Here is a 16,833-nt window from a genome sequence, read left to right on the forward strand (position 1 = left end):
TCCTTTTTCGGTAACTAACGATCGAAATGGTGAAAACGAGGAGTTCAGCCGCTTCGCTGCGCCATCTCGGCAGCGAGCCTCACAGCAACGCGTAAACTGCCCGGGTCGGCAACACCCTGGCCAGCCAGATCCAACGCTGTTCCATGATCCACCGAGGTGCGTACGATCGGCAACCCGAGGGTGATATTGGCACCACGCCCGAAGCCGGCATATTTCAATACCGGCAGGCCCTGATCATGATACATGGCCAGCACCGCATCGGCGCCCTCAAGATGACGGGGAGTGAACAAGGTATCTGCCGGCAATGGCCCTTCGAGATCGAAACCTTGGTCACGCAAGCGCGCCAATGTCGGTGTGATGATCTCGAGTTCTTCCCGGCCCAAATGGCCACCTTCGCCAGCATGGGGATTCAATCCACAGACGACGATACGTGGAGCGTCGATACCGAAATGGCGACGTAGGTCACCATCGAGAATACGCAGAACACGCTCAAGACGCGTCTCGGTGATGGCATCGGCAACCTCGCGCAGTGGCAGATGCGTGGTGGCCAGAGCCACCCTCAGTGCACAGCGAGGCTGCCCAGCCACCCTTCCATGTAGCGCTGCATCGGTGGCCAGCATCATCACCACCTCATCGACACTGCAGGTGTCGCGCAGATATTCGGTATGCCCAGTAAAGCCGGTATGGCCACCGTCGATGATCGCGCCCTTGTGCACCGGTGCGGTGACCATGGCACCGGCATGGCCATCACGGCAGGCAGCAATCGCCACATCGAGGGTTTCCACCACATAGGCACCGTTGGCCGGCTCGAGCACGCCGGGATGCGACGGGACACGTAAAGCCACCGGCCACACCGGCAACACTCCCAATCGTGGCTGCGGAAGCCGACTTCCGGAGGCCGTCACCTCGATCTTGATATCAAGCCCCAGCAGTTCCGCACGCTCAGCCAGCATCTGCGGATCGCCGACCGCCACCAACATGGCTGGCAGCCGTTTTTCAGTGGCTGCCAGCATCAATGCCAGCTCGGGACCAATGCCCGCTGGCTCACCAGTGGTCAGGGCCACCACCGGCCGAGTGAGCGAGGAAGACATCATCGAACCTGCATAATCTCAGAGACGCTTCTCGACGAAGGCATCAGCACGGATCTCCTGTAACCAGGCTTCCAGTTCATCGTTCACCTTCCGTTGGAACAAGGTATCCTGAACCTGACGGCGCTGCGCCTCGCGGGTCACATCCCGCTGGCGACGCTCATCGACGACAATGATGTGGTAGCCGAAGCGCGAGCGCACCGGCTGAGAGATTTCACCCACTTCGAGGGCGTTCATTGCCTCCTCGAAGGAAGGAACCGTCTGGCCTGGACTAACCCATCCCAACTCTCCTCCATTGAGGGCACTGCCGCTGTCATCGCTGAATTCCTGAGCCAGAGCGGCAAAATTCTCGCCATTGAGCAAGCGCTGGCGGATCTGACTGGCGAGTGCCTCGGCTTGCTGCTCATCGCGATTGGGATTGGTCTCGATCAAGATATGTCGCGCACGTTGTTCCCGGATCACTGCCTGTTGTGTTCCGCCTTCACGATCAGTGAGCTTGACCAAGTGGAAGCCACTGGAGCTGCGCAGCGGCTCGCTGACTTCACCGACATCGAGATGCGGCACTACATCGGCAAAGATACTGGGAAGTTGATCGCCACTTCGCCATCCTAGATCGCCACCATTCGATGCCTGGCCACCATCGGACTCGCTGGCGGCCAGTTGTGCGAAATCGGCACCATTGGCAAGCTCGCGAGAGAGTCGCTGCACCTTGTTCTGGGCCGCATTCACCTGCTCTTCGCTTGGCGATTGAGGCAATGCCACCAAGATATGTCCCAGGCGATAACGCCTATCCTCGTTGGCCCCTTGCTGTTCCAAGTAACGGTCGACCTCACGATCGGTGATGTTGACACGGCTGGCGACACGGCGTTGCTGCAGCTGTCGCATGAGCAATTCTCGACGCACCTGCTCGCGCACTCCGGCCAATGTCAAGCCATCGGCTTCCAAGGCATCGGCAAACTCCTCGAGGGTCATGCCATTGCTCTCGGCGATGCCACGCACGGTACGATTAAGTTCGGTATCGTCGACACTGAGATTGGCTTCCCTGGCCATCTGCAGCTGGATCTCTTCGACGATCATGCGATCCAGCACCTGGCTGCGCAGGGCTTGATTCGATGGTTGGTTGATACCACGCCCCGCCAGTTGATTCTGCGTCTGTTCGACCCGTGCCTCCAACTCACTGGCCATGATGGCCCCATCATTGACCACCGCCACGATACGGTCCAGCGGCTGGATAGTCTGAGCCAGCGACATCATGGGCGTCACCGCCAGGACGAGCGCCAAGCCCAGAGGGGCGATTAGTCGACTGCGCATAGATTCCTCATTCACATTCATATCGGTTGTTCATCGCCCCCGCCTTAGCGGGGGTATATCAGAAGGCCGTGGCACGATATCCGGGAATGGCCTCTTCGAAATAACTGTCGGCTTCCTGGCCTACACCACCAAGACCTTTGAAGATGAAACGCAGGAAGATTCCCCGGTCGGTGAAATCGTCTTCAATGGTATTGGCGGTGTCATTGTCCTCGATCCACTCTCGCCACACGAGTTGCACACCATAGCAACAGTCGTTCCATTGCACACCTGCAAGCTGCTCCAGAGAACGTCCGTTGGTGTTGTCGTAGAGATAGCGGCCAATCATGTCCACGCGCGGGTCGATGCGGTAGGCAAAGGAAACATCGTAGTCCTCGCGGTTGTAGCCCAGCCGATCCTCGGCGTCGCCGGATGGATCGAATCCTTGGAGCTCCCAGCGATAGCCAAGGTTCAACACATGACCGCGCGGATCGCGATAGCCCACCCTGACGGCGCTTCGCTCAGTCCGCCCGAGGTTGTCGTCATACAACCATTCATAACGGGTTCCCCAGCGCTCGCTGATCTGCCAATCGAGCTGTGTCACGACCGGCGAGCGACTGCGGGTGGCGTTGTAGAACCGATAGAAACGTTCAGGAGTGCTATCGTCCTCTGGGGGCAGCGTATCGGGATCCCCGGCCATATCGATCGTGCGATCGTCGAAATATACCGCCTGCCCTACCCCCAGCGAGACGCGCTGGCGTCCACTGTCATCTTCGAGAAAGCGCGTGCTGACCCCATAGGAGAGCCGATTGAGATCACCGACCCGATCCGAGCCAGAGAAACGGTAGGGCGACCACAGCCGACTCCAGGAAAACGATCGCTCGTCGCTGTCGAAGTCGGGGAACTCGCTCTGATCGCGAGCCGGCACATAAGCATAATTGAGCCTGGGCTCCAGGGTCTGACGATACCCTTCCCCGCCAACATCGAGCTCACGCTCGAAGATCAGGCCGCCATCGATAGTTGACACAGGTACCGTGCGGGTAAGACCCGTGGCGCGGTCGGTCTGGCGTTGACCATAGTCAAGCGAGTAGGCGGTGTGCAGCATCTCGATACGAGGCTCGAGGAACCCCCAGCTTGGCTCGGCGCGCCAACCGAAGGCTGGTGACAAATGCGTGCGGGTACCGATGGGCGCTTCGCGCAACGGCACGTTGTTCTCGTTGACGTCGCGCCAAAAGTAGGTGGCGTTGGAACGCCACTGCTGATAGAAGCCACTGTCCTGACGCCAGGTGGCATTGGCAGTCAGACTCGGCAACCGGTAGAACGGTTTATCGCTGTCAAGGAGGGGATCCTCCAGCTTCTGGTAGCCCTGCGCGCGCGCTTCCAAATTCCACAAACTGCCGCGATAGTCGAGCCGTGCCAGGCGCGACAAGCTATTGGTATCGCGCTCGCTGAAGCTTCGCCCAAAATCGTCGAAGTAGCTCCCATCGCTGGCTGCGCCATAGCGCAGGTCATAGCGCAGACGTGGCGAAAAACGGCCAGTATGGAGATAGTCGATATACCAGCGGTCCTCTCCCTCGTATCGCTGTGAACTCGAATTGGGGTCGTCGTTGTTGCCGCCCTTGTCGCTGGATAGGAAGGCCCCCTCGAACTGGCCGGCATCGCTGGGGAACAGGTAACGAAACTCCCCGCCCAACATCAGGCCATGATTGGCAATCCAACGAGGTGTGATGGTGGCATCGTAGTTGGGCGCCAAGTTGAGGTAAAACGGCTGGGCGTAATCGAACGAGTCGCCGGAAAATCCTATCGCTGGCCACAGAAAGCCGGTGTGACGACGATCATCGATGGGAAAACGCACCCAAGGCCAATAGAAAACCGGCACATTGCCGGCTTCCAGCCGTGCATGGCGAGCCGTGCCGAAACCACTCTCGCGATCGAGGACGATATCGTTGCTGACCAGCCGCCACAGATCGCTGCCTGGTTCACAGGTAGTGAAACTCGCTTCAGTCAAGCGATAGCGACCGTCCTCAAGACGCTGCAGGCGTTGAGCATCTCCTCGCAAGCGCTGGTCATGAACCACATAGTGGGCTGTATCCACCTGGGCAGCATCACTGTCGAGCGACACCTCGGCATCGTCACCACGTACCAGAAGACCCTGATCGCGTAACGCCAACGGGCCTGAAGCAAAGGCACGATCACGTGCGGCATTGACACGCACCCGAGGAGCTTCGAGTTGACTATCGCCCCGGCGCAAGATGACTTCGCCACGCAGGATGGTTTCACCACTCTCGCCATAGCTGGCAGTATCGGACGACGATCGTACCTGAGAAGGAACATCGCCTGGTGCCAGCCGATATTCGGGCATCACATAACGGCCTCGGCACACGGCATCGACGGGAGCATCATCGCCCCACGCTTGCCAATCCAGCATGTCGGCGGGCAAGGGCTCAGGAGGTGCAGCCTGAACAGAGCCGATCGACAGACCGATGCCACTTATCATGCCGGTCAGTACAGTCCAGTAGCGTCGCTTGCCCATCTTCCTCGGTGTCCTTGGCGAGTGGAATCGGTATTATACAGGCCGCGCGTTGCACGTCTTCCCCGCTTTGCCCCGCCTTGGGCGTGACAAGCAAGGGCCAGCATGCGGCGCCTTCGCCAGTCCGTCAACCAACCCAATCAACCAAGGACCGAGGATGCCACAGGCCGCCACAACCGAGCGTTTCGACCGGATGCGCCACTGGATCGCCCAGCGCCATAACCTGGCGCCGTCCGACGTCTTGCTGCACCTGGCCGCCGGCGATGCCAGCTTCCGCCGCTATTTTCGTCTGCTCCTGCCCAATGGCAGTACACGAATGATCATGGACGCACCACCGCTGCAGGAAGGTAATAACACGCAGCGCTTCGTGACCATCGCCCAGGATTGGCAACAAGCGGGGCTGCCGGTGCCACGCCTGTATATCGCGGATCAGGAAGCCGGCTTCGTGGAGCTCGAAGACCTCGGCGATACCGCGCTTCAACAGCACTTTGTCGATGCCGACGATCCCACGACACTAACCTGGCACGAGCGCGCCATTGCGTTGCTCGATCGCCTGCAGACGCAAGCATCGACCGTGGCGCTGCCCGCTTACGACGCTGCCCTGCTGGGACGTGAACTTGACCTGTTCCCCGAGTGGTGCCTGGAGCGACTATTGGGTATTGCGCCACCCAACAGCTGGCATGAGCTGCGCCAACACCTGATCGATAGCGCCCTGAGCCAGCCTCGCGTCGCTGTGCATCGTGACTTCGATGCCATGAATCTGATGGTCCATGACGATACCTTGCATCTGATCGATTTCCAGGACGCCGTGGCCGGCCCTCTGACCTACGACCTGATCTCGCTGCTGCGCGGCCGCTATTGCCGCTTTTCCGCTTCCCGATATGCCATCTGGGTCGAAGCCTTTCGCCAGCGCGCCATCGCCGACAGTCGTTTGGGTGACGATATCGACACCGCAACATTTCGTCGCCTGGCCGATGCCATGGCCGCCCAACGCTCGCTCAAGGTGTTGGGTATTTTCTGTCGCCTGACACTGCGTGACCACAAGACCGGCTACCTGGCACGCTTGCCACACTTCCTCGCTCACTTGCAGGACAGCCTGTCCCCGTGGCCTGTCTGCGACAATTTCCGTGTCTGGCTCGCTGATTCCTTCGCACCAGCACTGGATGCCGAGCTACGCTTCCGAGGCATCATCGGGGGAGGGACGTCATGAAAGCGATGATTCTGGCCGCCGGTCTCGGCACACGCATGCGCCCCCTGACAGACCACTGCCCCAAACCGCTACTGCCGGTGGCCGGCAAGCCACTGATCGTGCACCACCTGGAGCGCCTGTCCAAGGCCGGTATCCACGAGGTGGTGATCAATGTCAGCTATCGCGCCGAGCAGATCATCGACGCACTGGAGGATGGCCACCAACATGGGGTCTCCATCGCCTGGAGCCGTGAGGCGTCGCCATTGGAAACCGGTGGCGGTATCCGCCACGCCCTACCGCTACTAGGCGAAGCCCCCTTCCTGTTGATCAACGGCGACATCTGGTGCGATGCCGATCTGAGCGATCTTCCAACTCTCAACAACGATCTGGCTCACTTGTGGCTGGTCGATAATCCCGCTCATCATCCTGAAGGCGATTTCCATCTCGATGATGGCGGCCGTGTCCAAACAGTCGGTACGCCCCGCCTGACCTTTGCCGGCCTCAGTCTGCTTGATCCGGCACTGGTTGCCGGCCAGATGCCAGGGGCTTTCGCGCTGGCACCGTTATTATGCGATGCCATGATCGCCGGCCGTGTAGGAGGTCACCATCATCGCGGCCACTGGATCGATGTCGGTACCCCGGAGCGTTTACGCCAGCTCGATACCTGGTTGAAAGGCGGTACTCCCCCATTGCGTGGCTGAGCTCGACGCTACACGGTGCTATGCTGCACCCACACTGAATGTCACCCATCTCGTCAAGGAAACCTTGCCCATGAAAGCCAGCATCAAATGGACCGATGGTCGTCAGTTCGTCGCCGAATCCGGGAGCGGCCATAGTGTGGTCATCGATGGCCCCCCCGAACACGGCGGACGCAACACCGGTCCAAGACCCATGGAAATGATGCTGATGGGGATGGGGGCTTGCACCGCCTTCGACGTGCTGCAGATCCTCGAGAAGTCACGTGCCCCGATCAGTGACTGTGTGGCGAGCCTCGAGGCCGAGCGTGCCGACGAGACGCCCAGTGTGTTCACCAAGATCCACGTACACTTTACGGTCAGTGGCAAGGGGCTCAAGGAAGCCCAGGTCAAGCGTGCCGTGGAACTCTCCGCAGAGAAATATTGCAGCGCCTCGATCATGCTCGCGAGAGGCGGTGTCGAGGTGTCACATTCCTATACTATTGTCGAGGACTGAATGAAGGGAGGTGAGCGGCCGCGGCCGTAATAAAAAAAATCGCCTCTGGCGGGTGCGCCACTCGCCTAGGATGTGCATAATACGCGCCTTTCGTTCGCCAACGAAAACGCCGATTCATGTCACTGGCTGAAACATCGAAACATCCCTCAGCGCCATGGGTCATCGTTTTCCAAGTGGGTTCCGGCGCAGGCTCGTCGGGTAGCACTCAACTACCATCAGGGAGGTTCGGAAGTGACCGATAATCTCCGACTCCATGGGTTCAACAACCTGACCAGCTCGCTGAGCTTCAACATCTACGATATCTGCTATGCCAAAACAGAGGAGCAGCGTAAGGCGTACATCGACTATATCGATGAACTGTACAACGCCGAGCGCTTGACGCAGATATTGAAGGATGTGACCAATATCATTGGCGCCCACGTTCTCAATATTGCTCGTCAGGACTATGAACCCCACGGTGCCAGTGTGACCATCCTCATCGCCGAGCACGAGTTGGATGAAGCCGATCCCGAGCAGACCGAACCAGGGCCGGGCCCACTGCCGGAAACCGTGGTCGGCCACCTCGACAAGAGTCATGTAACGGTACACAGCTATCCGGAGTCTCACCCGGATAACGGCATCAGCACCTTCCGCCTGGACATCGACGTCTCGACCTGCGGCATGATCAGCCCGCTGAAGGCGCTGAACTACCTGATCCATAGCTTCGATTCCGATATCGTCACCATGGACTACCGGGTTCGGGGTTTCACGCGTGACGTCGACGGCAAGAAGCTGTTCATCGACCACGACATCACCTCGATCCAGGACTATCTGGCTGAGGACACCAAGAACGCCTATCAGATGGTCGATGTCAACGTCTATCAGGAAAACATGTTTCACACCAAAATGTTGCTCAAGGATTTCGAGCTCAACAACTATCTGTTTGGCACTTCGAGCCGCGACCTCACGTTCGAGGAAGCTCGTGATATCGAAGATCGCCTGCGCAAGGAAATGCTCGAGATCTTCTATTCGCGAAATCTCGATTGACGCTTCGCAAAGCTGTAAGCGAAACAATGATTTGGCGGCATCATGAAAACACCCCGACGAGCCTTCGTCGGGGTGTTTTTTCTGATGGCTTACAGCTTGTAAACGCTCTTGGTCATGACTTTGGACATCAAGCGCATACCCAGCTTCACCGGCAACGGAAAACGTGCACCACCAGCCTCCAGCGCCCAGCGCTCGTGATGGGCTTCGTCCTCGCGCATTTGCTCGAGTACCGCTCGCGAACGACGGTCGCTGGTGGGCAATTGGTGAAGGTGGTCGTCAAGGTGTCTGCCGACCTGTTCCTCAGTGGCGGCAACGAAGCCCAGACTGACCCGATCACCCACCGCGCCAGCCACGGCGCCCAAGCCAAAGGATGCGGCATAGAATACCGGGTTCAATAGGCTGGTATGACCGTGCAATTCCTGCAGGCGCGTATCGCACCAAGCGAGGTGATCGATTTCCTCCTGAGCCGCCCGCTCCATCTGCTCACGCGTGTCAGGTAGCTTGGCCGTCAATCCCTGCCCTTGATAGAGCGCTTGGGCACACACTTCGCCCGTATGATTGATACGCATCAACCCTACGGCATGCTCACGCTCGGCTTCTGTCATTGGCTCATCGGCGATGTTACCCGCTGGCGACGGCCTTTCTGGCTGTGCGGCATGAGGTACCAGAGTACGCAGCACGGTGTCGAATTGATGGATCAGGCGGTCGGCGCGTGAAAGCTGACGCGTCATGATGGATTCCCTTTGATTCAATGCCTTCAGTCTATCCCAACCCTACCGCAACGCGTAAGGTCATTGATCGGAAAGGTACGGAATGCACGAGGCCCCGCAGGTGGGGCCTCGTGAAAAATCAAGATGCACCGATGCGTCGTTCGCTTGAATCGCCGCGCCTCGTTCGGGTCGGACGGCGCCAGCTACCCAGCCGGCCATGTGAAGCGTCGACCGCCCATCAGGTGCATATGTATATGATAGACCGACTGACCTCCTTTTTCATTGCAGTTCATCACCACACGATAGCCGTCCTCGGCAAAGCCGTACTCGTTGGCCAGCTTGGCCGCCGAGAACGTCATCCGGCCCACCAGCGCCAGATCGTCTTCCTTGAGATCATTCAGGGTGGCGACATGTCGTTTGGGAATGAGCAGCACATGGGTCGGTGCCTGAGGATTGATGTCGTTGAACGCTAGAACATCCTCGTCTTCATAGACGATGTCAGAAGGAATTTCGCGGTTGATGATCTTGCAGAACAGGCAATCCATGACGCACTCCGATCAGAATGGGGCTGAATGATGTCGTCAGAGCACGAGGTTACTCCTGCTCGGCACGGTTGTCAGTCCATATAACCACCAGTGGGGCCCGATCAGGCCTCTCCTCCCCCACTAGACATTGGTCTAAACTCCGTTGATTTAACTTTGAAGGATATCTAATCTCCACAAATGTTGACGTTAACATTTAATCGCGTCAGCAACGTCTCACTTCACACACGCCTCAAGCACATGTTTCAGGCCGAAGTGATCACCACCGAATCGGTGGATAGCGAAGGTACCTCTCACTTCGGGATACTTGGCGATAAAGGAGAGAACTAGATGGCGAATGAATTGATTGGCAAGGTGGCAGCCGTTACCGGCGCGGCATCGGGTATCGGGCTGGCCAGTGTCAAGGCGATGATCGCGTCAGGCGCCCGTGTGGTACTGATCGACCGCGATGAAGCCGCTCTGATGGCGATCTGCGAGGAGCTCGGTGATGCCGCGACTCCCCTGGTCATCGATCTGCTCGACCCGAAGGACTGTGCGACTCTGCTGTCCCAGGTCCTGGAGAAGGCAGGCCAACTCGATATCTTCCACGCCAATGCCGGTAGCTATATCGGTGGCGACCTGCTCGATGCCGACCCGGACGCGATCGATCGGATGGTGAGCCTGAACGTCAGTGTTGTAATGAAGAACGTCCATAATGTCCTGCCACACATGATTGAGCGTGGCACGGGGGACATCATGGTGACGAGCTCGGTGGCCGGGCATTTTCCCGTCCCCTGGGAGCCGGTTTACGCATCATCCAAGTGGGCCATGACCAGTTTCGTGCAGACCGTGCGCCGCCAGGTTCTGAAACACGGCATCCGAGTTGCTTCGGTCTCTCCCGGCCCGGTCAACAGTGCATTGCTCGCCGACTGGCCGGAAGAAAATCTGTGCAAGGCGAAGGAATCCGGCAGCATTATCGAACCGACCGAGGTGGCCGATGCCATCATGTACATGCTGACCCGCCCCCGCAATGTGACCATTCGCGACATGGTGGTCCTGCCCAGCAATTTCGATATGTAAGAAGGACATCCGACACCGTAACGGCAAGGATGACTCTTGCGATTCGGCGATCATCCGAAACTATAAGTTTCCGAAGATTCTGAACGTACAGATCCGGTGGATCCGCCAGCCGTCGACTGACAAGGAATACTGAAGGAGCTAGACATTGGTCGAAGGCCCGTTGACCCGCCAGACAGAGCCTTCTAGCCTTCTAAATGTTGACGTTAACATAAAACCAGTGTCAGCCCCCTTACAACGTGACAAGAACAAGCCTGGAGCCAACCATGAATATCAGCGAAATCACAGCACACGTCCGCAAGACCGCTCTCGTCACCGCCTGCGGCACTGCCCTAGCCACGGGCACAGCGGTGGCAGATGACCACACCCTGACAATCGGCATGTCCTTCCAGGAGCTCAACAACGAGTACTTCGTGACCATGCAGGAGGCGCTCGAGAGCGCCGCCGACAGCCTGGGGGCCGAGGTGATCACCACCGATGCCCGCCATGACGTCGCCAAGCAGGTCAGCGATGTCGAAGACATGATCCAGCGGGGTATCGACATCCTGTTGCTCAACCCCGCCGACTCAGTAGGTGTCGAGACGGCGGTGCTGGCCGCCAAGGAAGCCGGCGTCACCACGGTCGCGATCGATGCCCAGGCCAACGGCCCGGTGGACGGGTTCGTGGGCTCCAAGAACTACGACGCCGGCTACAAGGCGTGCGACTACCTGGCCCAGCAACTCGACGGTGAAGGTCAGGTGGCTTTGTTGGACGGCATTCCGGTCGTGCCGATCCTGCAGCGCATCGATGGCTGCACCGCCGCGCTCGACGAATACCCCGGCATCGAGGTGGTCGACAAGCAGAACGGCCGCCAGGAGCGTACCCACGCCATGACGGTGACCGAGAACATCATCCAGGCCCACCCCGATCTCGACGGCCTGTTCAGCGTCAACGACATCGGCTCATTGGGTGCCCTGATCGCCATCAACTCCAGCAGCAAGGACATCAAGCTGGTCAGCGTCGACGGTCATCCCGAGGCCGTTGCCGAGATCCAAAAGGCCGATTCGCCGTTCATCGCCACCTCGGCCCAGTATCCCCGCGACATGGTGCGCCTGGGGCTCGGCCTGGGTCTGGCCAAGCACTGGGGCGCCAGCACCGCTCCCGCGGAAATCCCCATCGACGTGGAGCTGATCGACCGCGAAAAGGCCGCCGACTTCAGCTGGTAACCCCTACCGCAGACGCTGACAACGTGTGCCGCCCAAGGCGGCACACGAGGGTATCCCCATGACTCCATTACTTTCCCTGAGACACATCTCGAAGTCGTTTCCCGGGGTCAAGGCCCTGCAGGATGTGTCACTCGATGTCCACGCCGGCGAGGTGCATGCCCTGCTCGGCGAGAACGGGGCCGGCAAGTCGACCCTGATGAAGATCCTCTGCGGCATCTACCGCCAGGACGAGGGGGACATCATCATCGATGGCAAGACGTGCGACTTCCACGGCTATCAGGACGCCCTCAACGCCGGGGTCGGCATCATCTTCCAGGAATTCAGCCTGATTCCGGACCTGGATGCCGTGGATAACATCTTCCTGGGCCGAGAACTGCGCAACCGGCTCGGGCTGCGAGACCGGCCCGGCATGATCCGCGAGGCACAACGCCTGTTCGACCGCCTCAAGGTCTCGATTCCCATGGACTGTCCCATCGCCGAACTGAGCGTCGCCGATCAACAGTTCATCGAGATCGCCAAGGCACTGTCACTGGATGCCCGCATCCTGGTCCTCGACGAGCCGACCGCGACCCTGACGCCCAGCGAAGCCGACCACCTGTTCACCATCATGCGAGAATTGCGCGAGCAACAGGTCGGCATGGTGTTCATCTCCCACCACATGGAGGAGATCTTCACCATCTGCGATCGCGTCACCGTGATGCGCGATGGCGAGAAGGTCGACGACTGCGACATCGTGTCGACCACCCCCGACGACCTGATCGAGAAGATGGTCGGCCGACGCGTCGAGAATATCTTCCCTGAACACCGTTGCGATGCCGACTACCACGATGTGGTGCTGGACATCGAGGCCCTTCGCCTCGACACCAATGGCCCCGAGCACTCGCTGAAGCTCCACCGTGGCGAGATCCTCGGCTTCGCCGGTCTGGTGGGGTCTGGTCGCACGGAACTGGCCATGGGGCTGATCGGCGCGACGCGTCCCGCTCATGCCAAGGTCAGCATGGAGGGGAAGCCGGTCAAGCTTCGTCACCCCGCCACCGCCCTGAAGCTGGGGATCGGCCTGCTTCCGGAAAGCCGCAAGACCCAGGGGCTGATCCTGCCATTCTCGTGTCGCGACAACATCTCCTTGAACAACCTGACGCAATTCCAGGGAGCGCTGCCGCTGATCCGACGCGGCCAGGAGTCCCGCACCGCCGCCGAGCTAATGGCGTCGGTACGCGTCAAGGCGCCCAGTCCCGAAACCCCGGTAGGCGACCTCAGTGGCGGCAACCAGCAGAAGGTGGTCATCGCCCGCTGGCTGGGGCACCAGTGCAAGGTGCTGATCTTCGATGAGCCCACCCGCGGCATCGATGTCGGCGCAAAGTCGGAGATCTATGCACTGATGAAGGAGCTCACCGCTCAGGGGGTGTCGATCATCATGATCTCCTCGGAACTGCCCGAAGTGCTTGGCCTGTGCGATCGCGCCGCGGTCTTCTACCACGGCCGGATCGCTGCCGAACTCCAAGGCGAAGACCTCAACTCACAATCCATCATGCATCATGCCACGGGAGGACTCAGCTCATGAGCCAGCTCGCCTCTACTCCCGGTACCACCCGTCAGTCACTCAGCCTGCGACTGGCCCGCTGGCGCCGCACCCCAGTCTTCTACCCGCTGATCGGCTTCATCGTCGTCTTCATCGCCATGGCGGTGATCAATGACAACTTCCTGACCTCGAGCAACATGGTCAACCTGGCTCGCCAGGCGTCGATCATCGCGATCATCGCCGCGGGGATGAGCCTGGCCATCCTCACCGGCGGTATCGATCTCTCGGTCGGGCCGGTGATGGCCCTGTCGGGGACGGTCATGGCCGGCCTGATGGTCGCCGGCGTTCCTCCGGTGCTGGCCATCGTGCTCGGGCTGCTGGTGGGGGCCGCCTTCGGCGCATTCAATGGCGTCTTCGTCGCCTTCGCCGGCATGCCGCCGATCATCGTCACACTGGCGACCATGGGCATTGCCCGCGGGCTCGGGCTGATCTATACCGGCGGCTACCCGATTTCCGGACTGCCCCAGGAGTTCGCCTTCTTCGGTCGCGGCAGCCTGGCCGGCATCGAGATGCCCATCCTGATCATGATCGGCGTCTATGCCATCGGCTATGTGCTGCTCAGCCACACCGCCACCGGTCGCTACCTGTATGCCATCGGCGGCAACGAGGAGGCCACCCGACTGTCCGGCATACGCGTCTCGCGCTACAAGCTGCTCGTCTACACCCTGAGCGGCACCACCGCGGCCATCGCCGGACTGATCCTGACCTCGCGCCTGATGAGCGGCCAGCCCAACGCCGGGGTCGGCTTCGAACTCGACGCCATCGCCGCCGTGGTCCTAGGGGGCGCCGCCATCACCGGCGGCCGCGGCATGATCCTCGGCACCCTCGTCGGCGCCCTGTTGCTCGGTGTGCTCAACAACGGCCTGAACCTGATGGGTGTCTCGCCCTACCTCCAGAATGTCATCAAGGGTCTCATCATCCTGCTGGCGATCTACATCAGCCGCAAGCGCACGCCCTGACAACCGACCCGATCAAGATCATCTTCAAGCCGTAAGGGGGAACCATCATGGACACCGTCATCGGTATCGATATCGGGACCCAGAGCGCCAAGGCCCTGGTGATCGATCACCAGGGCCGGATCCTGGCCGAGCATAGCCATGGCTACCGCGTCGACACCCCTCGCCCACTCTGGGCCGAGCAGTGGCCGGACATATGGTGGGAAGCCGTGCTCACCTGCCTCCGAGCCTGCCTGTCAGCCCCCGGCGTCGACCCCAGGGGCGTCAAGGGGCTGTGTGTCAGCAGTCTCTACGGTGGCTCGGGCATCCCGGTCGACGCCGAGATTCGGCCTCTGCATCCCTGCCTGATCTGGATGGATCGCCGGGCCGAAGCCCAGGTCCAGTGGGTGAAAGAGCATATCGATCTGGCCCAACTGGGAGACATCACCGGCAACGGGGTAGACAGCTACTACGGCTTCACCAAGATGATGTGGCTCAAGGCCGAGCGCCCGGAAATCTGGGAGCGGACCCGCTACCTGCTACCGCCCAACAGCTACATCAACTATCGCCTGAGTGGCGAGATTGCCATCGACCACAGTTCGGCCGGCAACACCGGCGGCATCTACGACCTGGAGGAACGCGACTGGTCGACGGAAATGCTCGACGCCCTGGGACTCGATCGGGACAAGCTGCCGACCCGACTGGTGGACTCGGGAACCTCTGTCGGCGGCCTGCTGCCGTCGCTGGCCGATTCACTGGGCCTGTGCGCCGATATCCCCGTGGTCGCCGGTGGTGTCGATGCGGCGATGGCCACGCTGGCGGCGGGGGCGACCCGACCCGGCAATCATGTCGCCATGATCGGCACCAGCATGTGTTGGGGGGTGATCAATCAGCGCGTCGATTCCAGCCAGGGGCTGATCAGCATGCCGCATGTACTGAACAGCGAACGGGACCTCTATACCTTTGGCGGCGCCCTGACCGCCGGAGCCTCGGTCAGCTGGTTCGTCGATACCTTCTGCGGCAAGGACCAGGCCACTGCTGGGGAGCATGGCAGCGCCTACGACCAGCTCGAACTGCCCGCCCGTGAGCTTCCCCCTGGCGCCGATGGCCTGCTCTTCCTGCCCTACCTGATGGGAGAGCGCAGCCCGGTATGGGACGCCCAGGCCAGCGCCGGCTTCATCGGCCTCAGTCTCTATCACCGCCGCCACCACCTGTATCGTGCCGTACTGGAAGGCGTGACTTTCGCCCTGCGACACAACATGGAGGCGGGCATCCGACTGGGGGTGGCCCTCGACTCCCGCCTGATCGTGGTCGGCGGCGCCACCCGGTCGGACCTGTGGATGCAGATCATCGCCGACGTAACCCGCATGCCGGTCTACACCTTCCGCGAGAACGTGGAGGCGGCCTTGGGAGCCGCCCTGCTGGCCGGGCAGGCCACCGGCTTGCTCGACCTGGCCCCCCCCCTGCGGCATGGCACCCTGATCGAGCGCGCCGAGCCATCCGAGGCGGCAGCGGGTCGTTACGACGAACTGTTCACGCTGTATTGCCGGCTCTATCCGACGTTGAAGCCGATCATGCATCGACTCAATGCAAACGACACACGGAGCAAGTGACATCACATCATGAATTTCGAACTCCAGAATCAATGCATCCTCGTCACGGGGGCGACCAGCGGCATCGGACTCGACATTGCACGGTCCCTCGCCGAGTTCGGCGCCGAACTGGTGCTGTTCGGTCGCAACCGGGGCAAGCTCGCCGAACTCAAGCGAGAACTGGGGGCACGTACCCTGGCCGTCGACATCACCGATGAGGCCGCGGTCACCGAGGCCTTCGCCGGGATACCCGTCCTCGATGGCCTGGTCAACTGTGCCGGCATCTCGATCCTTGACGACGTCCTGGACGTCAAGGCGGAAGACCTCGAGCGGATCATGACCACCAACGTCACCGCCAGTGCCGTGGTAGCGCGGGAAGCAGCACGCCACATGATCGAGCACAGCCGCCAGGGCAGTATCGTCAACGTCTCCAGTCAGGCGGCCATGGCCGCCCTGCCAGGCCACCTCGGCTATTGCGCGTCCAAGGCGGCCATGGATGCCATGACCCGCGTACTGTGCCTCGAGCTTGGCCCCAAGGGCATCCGCGTCAACAGCGTCAATCCGACAGTGACCCTGACCCCCATGGCCGAGCGTGCCTGGGCGGATCCCGCCAAGCGCGAGCCGATGCTGGCCGCCATCCCGCTGGGTCGCTTCGCCACCCCTAGGGAAGTCGCCCTGCCGGTGGCCTTCCTGCTGAGCCCGGCCGCGTCGATGATCAGCGGCGCCTGCCTGCCGATCGACGGAGGTTTCACGTCACACTAGTCTCGCATTCTACAAGGAGCCTGACATGTACATCGGTGTGGACTGCGGTACCCAGAGCACCAAGGTGGTGGTGGTCGATGTCGATGCAGGGCGCATCCTCGGCGAGGCCAGCCGCTCCCACGCCCTGAGCGAGGGCGACAA

Annotated in this window: 15 protein-coding genes; 10 read left to right on the top strand and 5 right to left on the bottom strand. The window is 60.6% G+C overall.

Going from position 1 to position 16,833, the window contains the following annotated elements; translation table 11 throughout:
- Positions 1 to 44: 44 nt before the first annotated feature.
- The 3 genes from pdxA to L861_RS09950 are packed head-to-tail and all read right to left on the bottom strand — an operon-like array spanning position 45 to position 4,908.
- Positions 45 to 1,094 carry a 4-hydroxythreonine-4-phosphate dehydrogenase PdxA gene (gene pdxA, locus L861_RS09940; RefSeq protein ID WP_371827875.1) on the bottom strand — a complete coding sequence of 350 codons (1,050 nt, stop codon included), beginning with the start codon at positions 1,092 to 1,094 and terminating at the stop codon, positions 45 to 47.
- A 15-nt stretch (positions 1,095 to 1,109) separates the two neighbouring features.
- On the bottom strand, positions 1,110 to 2,399 hold the full coding sequence (locus L861_RS09945) for a peptidylprolyl isomerase (protein ID WP_016416945.1): 1,290 nt from the start codon (positions 2,397 to 2,399) through the stop codon (positions 1,110 to 1,112).
- A gap of 58 nt (positions 2,400 to 2,457) precedes the next feature.
- Positions 2,458 to 4,908, bottom strand: a complete 2,451-nt coding sequence (locus L861_RS09950; protein ID WP_016416946.1) for an LPS-assembly protein LptD — start codon at positions 4,906 to 4,908, stop codon at positions 2,458 to 2,460.
- A 154-nt stretch (positions 4,909 to 5,062) separates the two neighbouring features.
- Here L861_RS09950 and L861_RS09955 point away from each other — a divergent pair, with 154 nt between their 5' ends.
- The 4 genes from L861_RS09955 (at position 5,063) to speD (ending at position 8,311) form a co-directional block, all read left to right on the top strand.
- On the top strand, positions 5,063 to 6,115 hold the full coding sequence (locus L861_RS09955; protein ID WP_016416947.1) for an aminoglycoside phosphotransferase family protein: 1,053 nt from the start codon (positions 5,063 to 5,065) through the stop codon (positions 6,113 to 6,115).
- A complete protein-coding gene (murU, locus tag L861_RS09960; protein WP_016416948.1) occupies positions 6,112 to 6,795 on the top strand; it encodes an N-acetylmuramate alpha-1-phosphate uridylyltransferase MurU in 684 nt (227 codons plus the stop codon). Before L861_RS09955 ends, murU begins: the two co-directional genes overlap by 4 nt.
- A 70-nt stretch (positions 6,796 to 6,865) precedes the next feature.
- Positions 6,866 to 7,285 (top strand): OsmC family protein, encoded by a 420-nt coding sequence (locus L861_RS09965; RefSeq protein WP_016416949.1) that lies wholly within the window; start codon positions 6,866 to 6,868, stop codon positions 7,283 to 7,285.
- A 231-nt stretch (positions 7,286 to 7,516) separates the two neighbouring features.
- Positions 7,517 to 8,311, top strand: coding sequence for an adenosylmethionine decarboxylase (gene speD, locus L861_RS09970; protein WP_016416950.1), 795 nt, complete (start codon positions 7,517 to 7,519; stop codon positions 8,309 to 8,311).
- An 89-nt stretch (positions 8,312 to 8,400) separates the two neighbouring features.
- Here the strand turns inward: speD and coq7 are convergent, their stop codons facing one another.
- The gene (coq7, locus tag L861_RS09975; protein WP_016416951.1) at positions 8,401 to 9,042 is read right to left on the bottom strand and encodes a 2-polyprenyl-3-methyl-6-methoxy-1,4-benzoquinone monooxygenase; all 642 of its coding nucleotides are present in this window, start codon (positions 9,040 to 9,042) and stop codon (positions 8,401 to 8,403) included.
- Between the two features lie 182 nt (positions 9,043 to 9,224).
- Positions 9,225 to 9,566: a histidine triad nucleotide-binding protein gene (locus L861_RS09980; protein ID WP_016416952.1), complete on the bottom strand. Its 342-nt coding sequence runs from the start codon at positions 9,564 to 9,566 to the stop codon at positions 9,225 to 9,227.
- 327 nt (positions 9,567 to 9,893) lie between these two features.
- On the opposite strand from L861_RS09980, the gene L861_RS09985 reads away from it, so the two are divergent.
- The 6 genes from L861_RS09985 to L861_RS10010 all read left to right on the top strand — a co-directional run bounded on the left by L861_RS09985 (position 9,894) and on the right by L861_RS10010 (position 16,692).
- Positions 9,894 to 10,622, top strand: a complete 729-nt coding sequence (locus L861_RS09985) for an SDR family oxidoreductase (RefSeq protein ID WP_016416954.1) — start codon at positions 9,894 to 9,896, stop codon at positions 10,620 to 10,622.
- Positions 10,623 to 10,885: 263 nt separating this feature from the next.
- Positions 10,886 to 11,824 carry an ABC transporter substrate-binding protein gene (locus L861_RS09990; RefSeq protein WP_016416955.1) on the top strand — a complete coding sequence of 313 codons (939 nt, stop codon included), beginning with the start codon at positions 10,886 to 10,888 and terminating at the stop codon, positions 11,822 to 11,824.
- A gap of 58 nt (positions 11,825 to 11,882) precedes the next feature.
- Entirely contained in the window at positions 11,883 to 13,385 is a 1,503-nt protein-coding gene (locus tag L861_RS09995; RefSeq protein WP_016416956.1) for a sugar ABC transporter ATP-binding protein, read from the top strand.
- The gene (locus tag L861_RS10000; protein WP_016416957.1) at positions 13,382 to 14,362 is read left to right on the top strand and encodes an ABC transporter permease; all 981 of its coding nucleotides are present in this window, start codon (positions 13,382 to 13,384) and stop codon (positions 14,360 to 14,362) included. Before L861_RS09995 ends, L861_RS10000 begins: the two co-directional genes overlap by 4 nt.
- A 47-nt stretch (positions 14,363 to 14,409) precedes the next feature.
- Complete coding sequence (locus L861_RS10005; protein WP_016416958.1) at positions 14,410 to 15,951, top strand: FGGY-family carbohydrate kinase; 1,542 nt, start codon at positions 14,410 to 14,412, stop codon at positions 15,949 to 15,951.
- Positions 15,952 to 15,960: 9 nt separating this feature from the next.
- A complete protein-coding gene (locus tag L861_RS10010; protein ID WP_016416959.1) occupies positions 15,961 to 16,692 on the top strand; it encodes an SDR family oxidoreductase in 732 nt (243 codons plus the stop codon).
- Positions 16,693 to 16,833 lie beyond the last annotated feature (141 nt).

Source organism: Litchfieldella anticariensis FP35 = DSM 16096 (genome assembly GCF_000409775.1).
Lineage (GTDB): Bacteria > Pseudomonadota > Gammaproteobacteria > Pseudomonadales > Halomonadaceae > Litchfieldella > Litchfieldella anticariensis.